General features: G+C 68.5%; 12 protein-coding genes. 10 read left to right on the top strand and 2 right to left on the bottom strand.

The genetic code is table 11. The features are described 5' to 3' along the window. The first annotated feature begins 127 nt into the window (after nt 1–127). The 5 genes from AC1RS9_RS13650 (at nt 128) to AC1RS9_RS13630 (ending at nt 4,967) form a co-directional block, all read left to right on the top strand. On the top strand, nt 128–754 hold the full coding sequence (locus AC1RS9_RS13650; RefSeq protein ID WP_006946248.1) for an SACE_7040 family transcriptional regulator: 627 nt from the start codon (nt 128–130) through the stop codon (nt 752–754). Nucleotides 755–872: 118 nt separating this feature from the next. Continuing rightward, nucleotides 873–2,534 (top strand): AMP-binding protein, encoded by a 1,662-nt coding sequence (locus tag AC1RS9_RS13645; RefSeq protein ID WP_074041056.1) that lies wholly within the window; start codon nt 873–875, stop codon nt 2,532–2,534. Between the two features lie 19 nt (nt 2,535–2,553). Next, nucleotides 2,554–3,069: a tRNA (cytidine(34)-2'-O)-methyltransferase gene (locus tag AC1RS9_RS13640; RefSeq protein ID WP_074041055.1), complete on the top strand. Its 516-nt coding sequence runs from the start codon at nt 2,554–2,556 to the stop codon at nt 3,067–3,069. A 112-nt stretch (nt 3,070–3,181) separates the two neighbouring features. Continuing rightward, complete coding sequence (locus AC1RS9_RS13635; RefSeq protein WP_492921862.1) at nt 3,182–4,429, top strand: glucose-1-phosphate adenylyltransferase family protein; 1,248 nt, start codon at nt 3,182–3,184, stop codon at nt 4,427–4,429. 163 nt (nt 4,430–4,592) lie between these two features. After that, nucleotides 4,593–4,967, top strand: coding sequence for a hypothetical protein (locus AC1RS9_RS13630; RefSeq protein WP_131940591.1), 375 nt, complete (start codon nt 4,593–4,595; stop codon nt 4,965–4,967). Between the two features lie 76 nt (nt 4,968–5,043). On the opposite strand, the gene AC1RS9_RS13625 is transcribed toward AC1RS9_RS13630, so the two are convergent. Then, complete coding sequence (locus AC1RS9_RS13625; protein ID WP_074041054.1) at nt 5,044–6,516, bottom strand: flavin-containing monooxygenase; 1,473 nt, start codon at nt 6,514–6,516, stop codon at nt 5,044–5,046. 207 nt (nt 6,517–6,723) lie between these two features. After that, a complete protein-coding gene (locus AC1RS9_RS13620) occupies nt 6,724–7,512 on the bottom strand; it encodes an exodeoxyribonuclease III (protein ID WP_074041053.1) in 789 nt (262 codons plus the stop codon). An 85-nt stretch (nt 7,513–7,597) separates the two neighbouring features. On the opposite strand from AC1RS9_RS13620, the gene AC1RS9_RS13615 reads away from it, so the two are divergent. The 5 genes from AC1RS9_RS13615 (at nt 7,598) to AC1RS9_RS13595 (ending at nt 14,604) form a co-directional block, all read left to right on the top strand. Continuing rightward, on the top strand, nt 7,598–8,380 hold the full coding sequence (locus tag AC1RS9_RS13615) for an SDR family NAD(P)-dependent oxidoreductase (RefSeq protein ID WP_040014821.1): 783 nt from the start codon (nt 7,598–7,600) through the stop codon (nt 8,378–8,380). A 27-nt stretch (nt 8,381–8,407) separates the two neighbouring features. Then, nucleotides 8,408–8,962 (top strand): orotate phosphoribosyltransferase, encoded by a 555-nt coding sequence (pyrE, locus tag AC1RS9_RS13610; protein ID WP_038570314.1) that lies wholly within the window; start codon nt 8,408–8,410, stop codon nt 8,960–8,962. A gap of 241 nt (nt 8,963–9,203) precedes the next feature. Further along, complete coding sequence (locus AC1RS9_RS13605) at nt 9,204–10,658, top strand: MFS transporter (RefSeq protein WP_038566945.1); 1,455 nt, start codon at nt 9,204–9,206, stop codon at nt 10,656–10,658. Beyond that, nucleotides 10,658–13,102, top strand: coding sequence for a molybdopterin oxidoreductase family protein (locus AC1RS9_RS13600; protein WP_081873583.1), 2,445 nt, complete (start codon nt 10,658–10,660; stop codon nt 13,100–13,102). The genes AC1RS9_RS13605 and AC1RS9_RS13600 overlap by 1 nt, the downstream gene beginning before the upstream one ends. Further along, nucleotides 13,099–14,604 (top strand): FAD-dependent oxidoreductase, encoded by a 1,506-nt coding sequence (locus tag AC1RS9_RS13595; protein WP_281712244.1) that lies wholly within the window; start codon nt 13,099–13,101, stop codon nt 14,602–14,604. The genes AC1RS9_RS13600 and AC1RS9_RS13595 overlap by 4 nt, the downstream gene beginning before the upstream one ends. The last annotated feature ends 81 nt before the right edge of the window (nt 14,605–14,685 follow it).

Raw genomic sequence — 14,685 nt, 5'->3', positions numbered from 1 at the left:
TGGGCATGGTGCACATCCTCTCCTGCGGCACCGAACGGCACCACAGAGTCGATGTCACCTATCCGTGCAGCAGTCCCTTGTGATTAACTCAATCGTTGGTATCTGTCTCTCGCCCACGGGGGTTCGCATGGCGCTCGACGTCGCGGCAGGCGCGGAGCTGACGGCCCGGGAGCGCAGCAAGGCTGCCCGGCGTCAGCAGATCCTCGATGCCGCTGCGGGCCTCATCGCCGAGCGTGGGCTCGCGGGGGTGCGTCTCGAAGACCTGGGCAGCGCGGTCGGCATCAGCGGCCCCGCCGTCTACCGCCACTTCGCGAACAAGGAAGCGGTGCTCGCCGAACTGCTCGTCGGCATCAGCCGGTATCTCCTCGAGAACGGTTCGCGCGTCGTCGCTGACGCCGCCACGGCTGACGAGGCGCTCGAGAACCTCGTCGACTTCCACATCGACTTCTCCCTGACCAAGCCGGCGCTCATCCGCGTGCAGGGCCGCGATCTCGCAAGCCTCGACGCAGCCGCTCGTCGCGACGTGCGGCAGCTGCAGCGCCAATATGTCGAGATCTGGGTCGGTGTGCTGCGCGACGTCGACCCCTCTCTCAGCGACGACGAGGCCCGCATCAAGGCCCACGCCGGCTTCGGCGCGCTCAACTCGACGCCGCACTCGACCGGCAGGACGAAGACCGCGGTCGAAGCTCACCGCGAACGCACCCGAGCCGTCCTGCGCGCGATGGCGCTCGCGGCGCTGCGCCCTGCTGGGTGAAGCCGGGTCGTTCCGCCCGTCGAGAAATTCAGTTAAGAACCATTAACCGAGACGGTGTGATGTGGTTCACTGAAATCCTGTGATGCGAGTCACGGATGACGCGACCGGAGGAGAGCCGATGTCCGCCACCGACACCCTCGAGAACGACCTCGACCCGACGCTCAGCCACACGCGTGGGGCGCCCGAATCGCCTCTGATCGAGCAGACGATCGGCGACAACCTCGACGCGACCGTCGCTGCACATCCCGATCGTGAGGCGCTCGTCGACGTGGTGAGCGGCCGTCGCTGGACGTACACGCAGTTCCTCCACGACGTCGACGCACTTGCCCTGGCCCTGCTCGACGCCGGCGTCGCGACGGGCGACCGCGTCGGCATCTGGGCGCCCAACTGCCCCGAGTGGACGCTCACCCAGTACGCGACGGCCAAGATCGGCGCCATCCTCGTCAACATCAACCCCGCCTACCGCAGCCACGAACTCAAGTACGTGCTGGGCCAGGCCGGCATCACGACACTGATCGCCGCCCCGAAGTTCAAGACGAGCAACTACGCGCGCATGATCGAGCAGGTGCGCGGCGAGTGCCCCGACCTCGCGCGCGTCGTTCTCATCGGCGAGACGTCGTGGAGCGACCTCGCCGACGCGGGCGCGAAGGCTCTCGCCGCGGAGGGCGGACGCGAGCGCCTCGCCGCCGTCCAGAAGACGTTGAAGAACACCGACGCCATCAACATCCAGTACACGAGCGGCACGACCGGCTTCCCCAAGGGCGCGACGCTGAGTCACCGAAACATCCTCAACAACGGCTTCTTCGTCGGCGAACTCTGTTCGTACACAGCCGAGGACCGCGTCTGCATCCCCGTGCCGTTCTACCACTGCTTCGGCATGGTCATGGGCAACCTCGCCTGCACCTCGCACGGCGCGACGATGGTCATCCCCGCGCCCGGCTTCGACGCCGCCCTCACCCTGCAGACCGTGGTAGACGAACGGTGTACGAGCCTCTACGGCGTGCCGACCATGTTCATCGCCGAACTCGCGCTGCCCGACTTCGACCGCTACGACCTGACGAGCCTGCGCACCGGCATCATGGCCGGCTCGCCATGCCCCGAGCACACCATGCGTCAGGTCATGGAGCGCATGCATATGGAGGAGGTCTCCATCTGCTACGGCATGACGGAGACCTCGCCCGTGTCGTTGCAGACACGCAAGAACGACACCGTCGAGCAGCGCACGCAGACGGTCGGGCGCGTCGGCCCGCACCTCGAGGTCATGGTCGTCGACCCCGTCACGTACGAGCCCGTCAAGCGCGGCGAGCCGGGTGAGCTGTGCACCAAGGGGTACTCGGTCATGCTCGGCTATTGGAACCAGGGCGACAAGAGCGCCGAAGCCATCGTCGACGGCTGGATGCACACAGGCGACATCGCCGCCATGGACGACGACGGGTACGTCGCGATCACGGGGCGCATCAAGGACATGGTCATCCGCGGCGGCGAGAACATCTACCCGCGAGAGATCGAGGAGTTCCTCTACAACCACCCCGACATCGTCGACGCGCAGGTCATCGGCGTGCCCGACGAGAAGTACGGCGAGGAACTCATGGCGTGCGTCCGCATGATCGACGGCGCGGAGCCGCTGACGGTCGAATCGCTGCGCGCCTACTGCGACGGCAAGCTCGCGCACTACAAGGTGCCGCGCTACGTGCGCGTCATGGATGAATTCCCGATGACGGTGACGGGCAAGATCCGCAAGATCGACCTGCGCGAAGAGGCGCCGCAGTACATGAAGTGACGCTGGTAGGTTCGCGGGCGTGCAGATCGTCCTCGTCGCGCCGCAGATCGCGCCCAACACCGGCAACATCATCCGCCTCGCCGCGAACGTCGGCGCGAGCCTGCACCTCGTCGAACCGCTCGGTTTCTCGATGGACGCCCGCCTGCTGCGCCGGGGCGGGCTCGACTACCACGAGTTGGCCGACGTCCACGTGCACGCGGACGTCGACGCGGCCCGCGCCGCTTGCCCCGGGCGGTGGCTCGCGCTGACGTCGCGTGCCCGGCGACGGTACGACGCCGTCGACTACCGTGACGACGACGTCCTCGTCTTCGGTTGCGAGGCAACAGGATTGCCTGACTATCTCCTCGCGACGTTCAGCGCTGACGAGCGACTGCGCATCCCCATGCGCCCCGACAACCGCAGCCTCAACCTCGGCAACGCGGTCGCCGTCGTCGCGTATGAGGCATGGCGTCAGCTCGGCTTCACCGGCGCGGCTGATGACGGCACCGGCACCCTCGAGGCGCTGAGCGCTGACGCCCAACGACGGGAGGCATGAGTTTCCCGCGTGAGACGCGAGGTGCCCGGTGCGGGGTGTGCGGCGGGGCGGTCATGAACACAGGATGCGACGCCGGCTCGACGCGGGGAGGTCGCCTTGGCAGGATGGCGGCATGGCCGCTCACATGCCCCTGACCGACGCTCCGCGCGTGCTCGCCATCGTCCAGGCCGGAGGTAAGGGCTCACGGATGGGTGTGCTCACCACGCACCGCGCGAAACCGGCGCTGCCGTTCGGCGGCACGCACCAGCTCGTCGACCTCGCCATGTCGAACCTCGTCAACTCGGGCATCTCCAGCGTCTGGGTTTCCGTGCAGTACCGCGCGGGCACGCTCGACAAGCACCTGCAGCACGGACGCCCCTGGGATCTGGACCGCAACGACGGCGGTTTCCGCCGCATCGTGCCCGAGGAGATCGACGCCGCGCGCACGGGTGGGTTCGCCACCGGCAACGCGGACGACCTGTACCGCATCCGTCATCAGATCGCCGACGAGAACGCTGACGTGACCGTCGTGCTGAGCGCCGATCAGGTGTTCACGCTCGACCTGCGGGACGTCGTCGCCGCTCACCTCGCCAAGGGCGCCGACCTCACCATCGTCACCACCGAGGTGCCCGTGACGGAGGCGTCGAACAAGGCTGTCGTGACGAGCGACGCCACCGGCAAGGTCACCCGCATCGACGAGAAGCCCGAGGACCCGGCCCACGGAACGATCTCCGCGGAGGTCTTCATCTACCGCACGGCAGCGCTGCTCGACGCCCTCGAAGAAGCCGAGAAAGCGACGCGCCCTGAAGCCGACGACGAGGACGACACCGGTCTCGGCGACTTCGCCGAGCACCTCATCCCGACGCTCGTCGCGCGTGGACGTGTGCGCACCCACGCGCTCGAGGCGTACTGGATGGACATGGGCCGGCCCGAGACCTACCTGCGCGCTCACCGCGACCTCGTGCGTGGTGACGTGCCGATCTTCGACGACGAGGCGTGGCCAATGCGCACCCTCGCGACGAACAAGTGCGCGGCGCGCGTGCGCGAAGGGGCCGTCGTCGACGCGTCCTACCTGTCGCCAGGGTGCGACATCGCCGGCACCGTGCGCCGCTCGGTGCTCGGGCCCGGCGTGATCGTGCGCGCGGGGGCCGTCGTCGAGGATGCCGTGGTGCTCGACGGCACGGTCATCGAGAAGGGTGCCGAGGTGCGCACCGCGATCGTCGACGTCGACGTCGCGGTGCGCCGAGGAGCGCGCGTCGGCTCAGCCCCTGCCGCCACCGCGGCGCGCGACGCGGACATCGCCGTCATCGGCGCGGGTGCCACCGTGCGCGATGTCGTGAAGCCGGGGGAGCAGATCGACCCCGGCGACGTCGTCAGCTGAGCCGCGCCGGGGGCGCCCCGGCAACCCCGTGGGGTGACGCAGGGGCGCCGACGGCTGTGGACGATGACGGCTGCGCGGCCTTCCGCGGCCGTCCTGCACCCTCGTCCACAGGGTTTGCGGCCGGCGCCGACGGCACACCCCGTGACATGCCTACCGTCGACGCATGACTATCTTCGCAACTCACGGTGTGCTCGCGGTCGCGGACGATCCCAACGCGGAGGCGCTCGCGACGTTCATCCACTGGTTCGTCGTCGTCGCCGTCCTGCTCTTCGTCGTCGCCCCGGCGCTGTGGCTCACCGGTGCCATCGTGGCGACCCGCAGCCTCAAGAAGTGGCCGAGTCTCGTCGCCGACACCGAGGACGCCATGTACCGCTGGGCCCTGCTCGTCGGCGTCCTGCCCGTCGTGGGCCCGCTCATCTACGCCGTCTCGTTCCAGCAGGCCAAGAACCGTCGGACGCCTGAGCAACTCGTCCTCGCGCGGATGACTCATCGGGAGCGCCATCGTCAGGCGCAACTCGCCGGCATCGGGCGACGGTAGCCGGGCTCTCGTTCGCGCATGACAAGGCGCGGGAGCGCAGGTAAGGCGAACGACTCCGGCCGGCTCGCCGGTGTGCTCAGGTGAAGAGGAAGTCGACGGCCGACGGCTCGGTGAGGCGCCGTTCGTATTCGCCGACCCCGCCGGGCCACAGGGTGCGGTTCTCGCCGTCGTCATCGAGGTACCAGGAGGTGCAGCCGCCCTGCGTCCACACCGAGCGACCGCTGCGTTCGCGCATCTCACGCGTGAAGGCGGGCACGAGTTCGGGGCGCACCTCGACGGCGTGGGCGCCTCGGCGATCGCGTTCGTCGAGCAGCGTCATGACGTGGGCGATCTGCGCTTCGATCATGAGCACGACGCTCGTGTGCCCCAGGCCCGTGTTGGGCCCCAGCAGCATGAAGAGGTTGGGGAAGTCGGCCATCGTCACGCCGAGATAGGACTCGACACCGTTCTGCCATTCCTCGGCGAACGAGCGGCCGTCACGCCCGGTGATGTCGAGGTGGGCGTACGAGCCGCGGGGGTCGAAGCCGGTGGCCAGCACGAGGGCGTCAACCTCGTGCAGGGTTCCGTCGGCGGTGACGACGCCGTCGGGCGTCACGCCCACGACGTCGTCGGTCACGACGTCGACGTCGGCGCGCGCGAGGGCAGGGTAGTACGTGTCGGACAGCAGGACGCGCTTGCACCCCATCGTGTAGGTGGGGGTCAGCTTCTCGCGCAGCTGCGGATCCTTGATCTGGTTGGCCAGGTGCCGTCGGGCCTCGCGGGAGGCGAGTTCGAGCAGCCGCGGCTGGCTGTCGAACGCGACGGCAGGCAGGTCGTTGCATCGGCGCAGTGCAGCCCGATGGGCCCGCATGAGCGCGGGGTGACGCCGGAAGCGGTCGATCGTCGCGTCGGAGTACTCGCTGTTGCGCTGCGGCATGATCCACGGTGCGCTGCGCTGGAAGACGGTGAGGTGCTCGGCGTCCTCGGCGAGCGCCGGGATGCACTGCACAGCCGAGGCGCCCGTGCCGATGATGCCGACGCGGCGGCCGAACATCGAACTGTCGCGAGGCCAGGCTGCGGTGTGGATGAGTTCGCCGGCGAACGTGTGCAGCCCGTCGATGAGGGGGATGTGCGGCAGGTGCAGCGCACCGACGCCGAGCACGAGTGCGCGGGCGGTGACGGTGTGCGTCGAACCGTCCGAGGAGTGCGTCGCGATCGTCCACACGCCGCTCGACTCGTCGAAGTCGGCGGCGTGCAGCGCCGTGTCGAAGCGGATGTGCTCGCGCAGCTCGTACTTCTCGACGACGGCGAGCAGATAGTCCTGGATGACGTCACCGCGCGAATAGGTGTGCGACCAGTACGGGTTGAGCTCGAAGCTGAACGAGTACAGGTGGCTCGGCACATCGCAGGCAACACCGGGATAACGGTTGTCACGCCACGTGCCACCGATCTCGTCGGCCTTCTCGAGGATGACGAAGCTGCGGCCGGCGTCCTGCAGCGCCACGGCCATGCCGATCCCGGAGAAACCGGTGCCGACGACGACGACGTCCACCTCTGCCACAGTGCTCACCGCACCAACCTAACGGGGCCGACCGCCGCCATCGCGCACCGACACAGCCGACGGCGCGTGATGGCGCTGCTCGCGCCGCCACTGCGTCAGTCAGTGCCGGTTGCGTCACGCAGGACTGACTCGAACGACACGGACTGACGCAGCTGGGCTCGGCTGATCGCACCGTGCGCCGTCACGCTGCCAGCCGACTCGTCAGTCAAGACGCTGTCAGTCGAGCTGCACGATGACGGGCGCGTGGTCGCTCGCACCCTTGCCCTTGCGCTCGTCGCGGTCGATGACGGCGCCCTGGACGCGCCCGGCGAGGGCGGGGGAGCACAGGGCGAAGTCGATGCGCATGCCCTGCTTCTTGGGGAAACGCAGCTGCGTGTAATCCCAGTACGTGTAGGTGCGCGGCTCGTTCGTGTGCGGGCGCACCACGTCGGCGTAGCCTGTGTCGATCATCGCCTGGAACGCGTCACGCTCGGGTTGCGTCACGTGCGTCTTGCCCTCGAAGAACGCCGGATCCCAGACGTCTTCGTCTCTCGGCGCGATGTTCCAGTCACCCGTCAGCGCGATCTGCGCCTCGGGGTTCTCGGTGAGCCATTTCTCGCCGTCGGCGCGCAGCGCGGCGAGCCAGTCGAGCTTGTACTCGTAGTGCGGGTGGCCGATCTCGCGACCGTTCGGCACGTAGAGCGACCACATGCGCATCCCGTCGCACGTGGCGGCGATGGCGCGGGCCTCCGCCGCGATGGGGTCGCCGAAGCCGGGCATGTCCTCGAAGCCGATCTGCACGTCCTCGAGGCCGACGCGCGAGGCGATCGCGACACCGTTCCACTGGTTCAGCCCGTGATGGGCGACCTCGTACCCGGCTTCCTCGAAGCGGGCCATGGGGAACTGCTCGTCCTTGCACTTCGTCTCCTGCATGGCGAGCACGTCGACGTCACCACGTTCGAGGAAGGCGATGACGCGGTCGACGCGGGTGCGGATGGAGTTGACGTTCCACGTGGCGATTCGCATGCCTCAACCCTAGACGGGCCCTGCGACAACCCTCGAAACCAGCGGGATCCTGCGGTTGTCGGCGACGAGTGGCACAGTGGTGAGCATGACGAAATGGGCACTGGTCACCGGCGCGAGCGCCGGCATCGGCAAGGAGTTCTGCGAGCAGCTGGCGGCGCGCGGCGACAACGTCGTCCTCGTCGCGCGGCGCGCCGACCGGCTCGAGGAGCTCAAGGCACACCTCGAGAAGCGCTACCGCGTGCACGCCGAGGTCCTGGCGGCCGACCTCGCCAACGCTGACGATCTCAAGCGCGTCGCCGAGCGTGTCGCGCAGGCGAGCGACCCCATCGAGGTGCTCGTCAACAACGCCGGCTTCGGGCTCAAGACGGCGTTCCTCGACACCGACGTCGAGAAGGAGATCGCCTCCGTTGACGTCATGGTCAAGGCCGTCGTCGTGCTCAGCCACGCCGCAGGCCGCGCGATGCGTGAGCGGGGGCGGGGCGCGATCATCAACGTCTCGTCGGTCGCGGGGTTCATGGCGAGCGGCACCTACTCGGCGGCGAAGTCGTATGTCACCGTGTTCAGCGAGTCGCTCGCCGGCCAGCTCGCGGGCACCGGCGTCACGGTGACCGCGCTGTGCCCGGGTTTCACCCACACCGACTTCCACGCGAGCGCCGACATCGACGTCGACAAGACCTCGGCCATCGGCAAGCGACTCTGGCTCGACGCCGACCGCCTCGTGCGCGACTGCCTCGCCGACGTCGACGCCGGGCGCGTCATCTCGGTGCCTGGGAAGCAGTACAAGGTCGCGACGCAGTTGCTGCGCCACGTGCCGCGCTCCATCGTGCGCGCGGGCGCTTTGAGCAACCGTCATCGGCCACGCGACTGAGGAGCCCCCGCCAATAGAATGGACGGCATGACGAACATCGCCGAAGACCGCGCCCGCCTGCTGCAACTCATCAAGGACAACGCCATCGTGCACGGCAAGGTGACGTTGAGCAGCGGCAAGGAGGCCGACTACTACGTCGATCTGCGTCGCATCTCTCTCTCCGGCGAGGCTGCGCCGCTCGTCGGACGCGTCATGCGCGATCTGACGAAGGACTTCGACTACGTCGCCGTCGGCGGTCTGACGCTCGGTGCCGACCCCGTCGCGACGTCGATGCTGCACGCTGCGGCTGCTGCGGGGGAGCAGGTCGACGCGTTCGTCGTCCGCAAGGCCGGCAAGGCGCACGGCCTGCAGCAGCGCATCGAGGGCCCCTCGATCAAGGGTCGCCGCGTGCTCGTCGTCGAGGACACGACGACGACGGGTGCCTCGCCGCTGGAAGCCGTCGCCGCGTGCCGTGAGGAGGGCGCCGAGGTCGTCGGCGTCGCGACCATCGCCGACCGTGCCACCGGTGCGCAGGAGAAGATCGAGGCCGAGGGCCTCACCTACGTCAGCGCGTTCTCGATGGAGGATCTGGGCCTGGCCTGAGCGTTGATGAAACGACAGAAGGCCGATCACCTCGGGGTGGCCGGCCGCTCGTCGCTCCTCGGCCCGCGTCGTTGGTGCGGCCCCATAGGGAGTGGTGCTGGCTTCAGCGGCGCATCTCTCCAGCGATGAGTCGCGGCGGTGAGGTGGATGTTTCACGCGTGAAACATCGTCGGCTGGTGGGAGAAACAAGGTGCTCCTAACGTCAGGGGCACTTCGTCGTCGATGTGTCTGGAGACGCACCATGGCTCTCACCCACGCCCAGAAGCACGCCCCCACCCCTGCGAGCGCGCCTCGCCCGGCACGAAGCGCAACTACAGCGTCGAGCTTCACACGTCGGCCGGGGCGTTGGGTCGACGGGTGGGATCCGGAGGACGCCGCCCAATGGCATCACGCCGGGGGAGCACAGACCGCGCGCACTAACCTCGCGTGCTCCGTCTACGCTGAGTTTCTCGGCTTCGGTGTCTTCGCGCTGTGGGCGATCGTCGTGCCGCAACTGAAGAAGTACGGCTACACAGGAAGCGCGGCGCTGAGTGAATCTCAACAGTTCTGGCTCCTGTCGGTGCCGACGCTCGTCGGCGCGTCGCTGCGTGTCCCGTACACCTTCGCCGTGCCGCGCTTCGGCGGCCGTAACTGGACGATCATTTCGTCTTTGCTGCTTCTGTTGCCGACGATCGGGTTGGCGCTCGCGGTCGGCCAGCACGCGAGCTTCCCGGTGTTGCTCACTGTTGCGGCGCTCGCGGGTTTCGGCGGTGGCAACTTCGCCAGCTCGATGACGAACATCTCGTTCTTTTACCGCAGCAGCCAGAAGGGCAAGGCGCTCGGGCTCAACGCGGCCGGCGGAAACCTCGGCACCGCCGCAGTGCAGTTCACCATCCCCCTCCTCGTGACTTTCGGTGCAACCGCAGGAACCGCGGGTAGTATCCCCAACCTCCCGCTCGCAGGCTGGATCTTCGTGCCGCTCGTTCTGGTGTCGGCGGGGCTCGCGTGGAGGTTCATGGACAACCTGTCCGTCATCTCCGGCACGGGCGATCGCGGCGGGTTCGAGATGGCGTCGCGCGCCCGCCACACCTGGGTGCTCGCGGTGCTCTACATTGGCACGTTCGGCTCGTTCATCGGCTTCGCCGGGGCATTCCCCAAGATTATGTCCGACGCGTTCCCCCAGCACGGTCTCAAGCTCGCTTTCCTCGGTGCCCTCGTCGGCTCGCTCACGCGTCCGCTCGGTGGCGTCATCGCCGACCGCGTCGGGGGCGCAAGGATCACCGTCATCAGCTTCGTGGCGATGGCGCTCGGTGCCGGCGGTGCGGTGATCGCGTTGCAGGGCAAGAACTTCGGGCTGTTCATGGCGACGTTCCTGCTCCTGTTCGTCTTCACCGGCATCGGCAATGGCTCGATCTACCGGATGATCCCGGCCGTGTTCGAGGCGACCGGTAACACTTGCGACGATGCGGCCCGTCAGCGCACCCGACGCATCGCCGCAGGGTCGATCGGCATCGTCGGAGCCGTTGGCGCCTTCGGGGGATTCCTCATCCCGCAGGGATTCGCGCTGAGCAAAGCATCCACCGTCGGAAGCGCCCACCCCACCGGCACCATCGTTCCGGCACTCGTCGTCATCATTGGTGTGTACGTTCTGCTCGGTGCGCTGACCTGGGCGGTCTACGCCCGCCGCGGTGCGGCTCTGGCGAAGGCGGGCATCTGATGACGGCGCCCATGGTCGAGGAGGATGCGGCGAGCCGTACCGGTGCGGCGACCCACTGCCCATACTGCGCACTGCAGTGTGCGATGACGGTGACGCCGGCGACCGCCGAGATGGCGGTCGACGTGCAGCCGCGCGACTTTCCGACGAACCGTGGCGGCCTGTGCCACAAGGGGTGGACGTCGGCGTCGCTGCTTGATCACCCTGACCGGCTACGCGTGCCGCTTGTGCGTGATGCGGCCGGCGAACTTGTCCCGAGTTCCTGGGACGAGGCGTATGCCCGCATCGTCGCGGGCGTGCATCGGGCACGTGTGCGGGGAGGCCCGGACGGAGTCGCTGTGTTCGGCGGCGGCGGCCTGACGAACGAGAAGGCGTACACGCTCGGCAAGTTCGCGCGCGTGGGTTTGGGGACGGCAATGATCGACTACAACGGGCGATTCTGCATGAGTTCCGCCGCGGCCGGGGCGGCGCGCTCGATCGGGATGGATCGAGGTCTGCCCTTTCCCGTCGCCGATCTCGACAGTGCTGGCGCGGTGCTACTCGTGGGCAGCAACCCCGCCGAGACGATGCCACCGTTCGTCCAGCACCTGCGCTCGTGTCGGGAACGGGGTGGGCTCGTCGTCATCGACCCGCGCCGCACGCCGACGGCTGCGCTGACGGCCGATGCGGCCGGCATGCATCTGCAACCGCTGCCCGGAACCGACGTGACGGTGCTGCTCGGGCTGCTCCACCTCGTCGTCGTGCGCGGTGAAACGGACGAGACCTACCTCGCCGAACGCGTCGACGGATGGGACACGGTTCGTCGCGCAGCCATGATGTGGTGGCCTGAGGCGGTCGAACGGGCGACGGGCGTGCCGGTGAGCGAACTGCGCTCTGCGGCAGCGATTCTGACGGCGGCCTCACCGGCGTCCGGTGGCCACGGCGCGTACGTGCTGACCGGCCGCGGTGCCGAGCAGCACGCGCACGGCACCGACACCGTCAACGCGGCGATCAACCTGGCGCTCGCCCTGGGGCTACCGGGGCGCGTCGGCTCGGGCTATGGGTGCCTCACTGGCCAGGGTAACGGCCAGGGCGGGCGTGAGCACGGTCAGAAGTGCGATCAGCTGCCCGGCTACCGCAAGATCACCGACCCGGCGGCGCGCGCCCACGTGGCCGCGGTCTGGGGTGTCGAGCCGTCTGACATTCCTGGCCCCGGCATACCCGCCGTGCAGCTGCTGGACTCGCTTGGGCAGGTGGACTCCGCGGGTCAGGCTAGCGGGCCGACGATGCTCTTCGTCCACGGGGCGAATCCCGTGGTGAGCGGACCGAACTCGACAACCATCGCCAAGCGATTCGAAGCGTTGGACACGCTCGTGGTCACCGACTTCGTCCTGTCCGAGACGGCTGCGATGGCCGACGTCGTGCTCCCGTCCCTGCAGTGGGCCGAGGAAGAGGGCACGATGACGAACTTGGAGGGCCGCGTGTTGCGGCGTCGCCGTTCGGTCGTCATGGATGATCCGAACGGGCCGCGTGACGAGCTGCGCATCTGGAGTGATCTCGCTCGACTGCTCGTGGCCCCGGCACGGTTCGTCACCGAACCGGCCGAGGTGTTCGACGAACTGGCCCGTGCCTCCGCGGGTGGTCTCGCCGACTACTCGGGCCTCTCCCACGCGCTGCTCGACCGCCTCGAACTGGGCAGCGGCTCCACACCCGCTGGCGAGGACGAGCGCGCGGCGTACTGGCCGGCGCCGGCTCGTGGCAGCGATGACAGTGATGCCCAGACGGTCGAGCGGATGCCTGCGCTGCTCGATGGGTCCGCAGACGCCGAAACGCCCGCAAACCACCCCGACTCCCCGACGCGGCGAGCGACGGGGAGCGTCGGCACCCCGCGGCTGTTTCTCGATCGATTCGCCACGCCGAACGGCCGGGCGACGATGATCGACGTCCGGGCGAGCGATGTCGAGGACGACGTACGCCCCGACGCTCCGCTGTACCTCATCACCGGGCGCGTGCTGCAGCACTACCAATCGGGGGCTCAGACCCGTCGCGTGCCTGAGCTCGTGGCCGGCGAGCCGCGCGCGTTCGCCCAGCTCCATCCGTTGACGGCCGACAGGTTCAGCATCGAGGAAGGCGACGACGTCGCCGTCACCACACGCTTCGGGCGTGTGGTCGCGGCGGCCCGCCTGAGCAACGACATCCGTCGCGACTGTGTGTTCGTCCCGTTTCACTTCGCAGGCTCCGCGACGGCGAACCGAGCGACCAACCCTGCGCTCGACCCCATCAGCTCAATGCCCGAGTTCAAGGTCTGCGCCGCGAGCATCAGAGCCGTGCGGATCGGACGGAGCGACGCCGATGAGGGCGCGAAGGCGGAACGCGCCGGTTCCGCTTCGCCGCTTCCGTCCGAGGGGTCGCACACTCCAGGCACCGCGTCGCACGGAGCCTGGCGAGTCGCGGGGGTGGCATCGTGAAACGGGTCGTCGTCATCGGCAATGGCATGGTCGGTTCGCGCTTCGTCGACGAGCTGATGCGAGAAGCGAGTCGGTGCGATGCAAAGTTTGACGTCACCATCCTTGGTGACGAACCGTACGAGGCGTACAACCGGCTCATGTTGTCGGAGGTCATCGCGGGCCGCGCCGAGATCGGCGCGCTGACGCTACCCGCGCCACCCGAGGGCATCGTGGTGCACAGCGGTGTCGCTGCGCAATCGATCGAGCGTTCACGCCGCATCGTCATCGACGCAGAGGGCAGGGCGCATCCTTACGACGTGCTCGTGCTCGCCACCGGAGCGGACGCGGCGCTGCCGGCGATCCCAGGGCTGCGAGCAGCGCGCGGGCGGGATGTCCATACCGTCCGAACCATCGACGACTGCCGTGAGCTGCTCGCGGCCGCCTCGATGTCGACGCCGGAGGCGCCGCGTCGCATGGCCGTCCTCGGCGGTGGTCTGCTCGGCGTCGAGATCGCGTGCGGGTTGCGTGCACGCGGGGTCGACGTCAGCCTGGTGCACCGCGGCACGCACGTCATGGATCGCCAGATCGACGCTCCGAGCGGAGTGATGGCGGGCGCCACCCTGGCCGATCTCGGCATCGACGTGCGCACGGGCAGCGGCATAACACGGGTACTGCGCAGCAAGGGTCGTGTCACCGGCGTCGAACTGATCGACGGCACATGCCTCGACGTTGACGACCTCGTCGTCAACACGGGCGTGCGCCCACGTGTCGACCTGGCTCGCGCGGCTGGCGTGCCCGTCGACGTCGGGGTGCTCGTCGATACGCGACTGCGGGTGCTCGACGACGAGTCGGTCGCGGCGATCGGAGACTGCGCGCAGACTGACGTCGGTTGCCCCGGACTCATCGCACCCGGGTGGGATCAGGCGGCGCGGTTAGCGCACGACCTGTGTCATGGCACGCCGGTCGGTTCCGCCGAGCCGGGCGAGCACGTTGCAGATGAGCTCAGCATCGTCAAGCTCAAGGCGGTCGGGTTGGAGACGGTCGTTCTCGGTGACAGAATTCCCGATCCGTTCGTTGCACACGAGCGCGGCCTACGTGTCGTCACGCTCAGCGATGTCGGGGCGCGGCGCAGCGCCACCGTCGCCGTGGATGGCGACCGCATCGTCGCCGCGGTCATCATCGGATCGGCGCGTATGGCCGCCGATCTCACGGCAACCTACGAGCGTCGAACGCCGTTGCCACTTGACCCCGCCCACCTGCTCGTCAAGGGGGCCTCGACGTCGGGGCTCGTGCCCGAGACCGCGAGCCCGACTGCCCTGCCGAGTGGCGCGACCGTGTGTCGCTGCAACGGCGTGACGAAAGGCGACGTCGTCGATGCGCACGTGCAGGGGGCCCGCAGCGTCGAGGCGGTCGCGAGCGAGACCCGCGCGACGACCGGGTGCGGCGGTTGCACGAGCACCGTCTGCGGAATCCTCAAATGGATGGACGAGGTGGATCCGGTGGACGAAAAAGTCGCTGTCTGAGATCGGCCGCAAGGTGCTCGACCCTAATGCGATGGCGCGCGCCTCGCGGCCCGCCTGCGGATTGGTCCGCAACACGCGGTG

The organism is Dermacoccus sp. MPR-E5 (genome assembly GCF_058809565.1).
The sequence above is the reverse complement of the archived record's forward strand: the minus strand, read 5'-3'. Positions and strand labels throughout refer to the sequence as shown.

Excerpts from the sequence above, each read along its gene's own strand:
- AC1RS9_RS13600 (WP_081873583.1), top strand. The coding sequence starts at position 10,658 with ATGACGGCGCCCATGGTCGAGGAGGATGCGGCGAGCCGTACCGGTGCG.
- AC1RS9_RS13645 (WP_074041056.1), top strand. The coding sequence starts at position 873 with ATGTCCGCCACCGACACCCTCGAGAACGACCTCGACCCGACGCTCAGC.
- AC1RS9_RS13635 (WP_492921862.1), top strand. The coding sequence starts at position 3,182 with ATGGCCGCTCACATGCCCCTGACCGACGCTCCGCGCGTGCTCGCCATC.
- pyrE (WP_038570314.1), top strand. The coding sequence starts at position 8,408 with ATGACGAACATCGCCGAAGACCGCGCCCGCCTGCTGCAACTCATCAAG.
- AC1RS9_RS13630 (WP_131940591.1), top strand. The coding sequence starts at position 4,593 with ATGACTATCTTCGCAACTCACGGTGTGCTCGCGGTCGCGGACGATCCC.
- AC1RS9_RS13620 (WP_074041053.1), bottom strand. The coding sequence starts at position 7,512 with ATGCGAATCGCCACGTGGAACGTCAACTCCATCCGCACCCGCGTCGAC.
- AC1RS9_RS13605 (WP_038566945.1), top strand. The coding sequence starts at position 9,204 with ATGGCTCTCACCCACGCCCAGAAGCACGCCCCCACCCCTGCGAGCGCG.
- AC1RS9_RS13650 (WP_006946248.1), top strand. The coding sequence starts at position 128 with ATGGCGCTCGACGTCGCGGCAGGCGCGGAGCTGACGGCCCGGGAGCGC.
- AC1RS9_RS13615 (WP_040014821.1), top strand. The coding sequence starts at position 7,598 with ATGACGAAATGGGCACTGGTCACCGGCGCGAGCGCCGGCATCGGCAAG.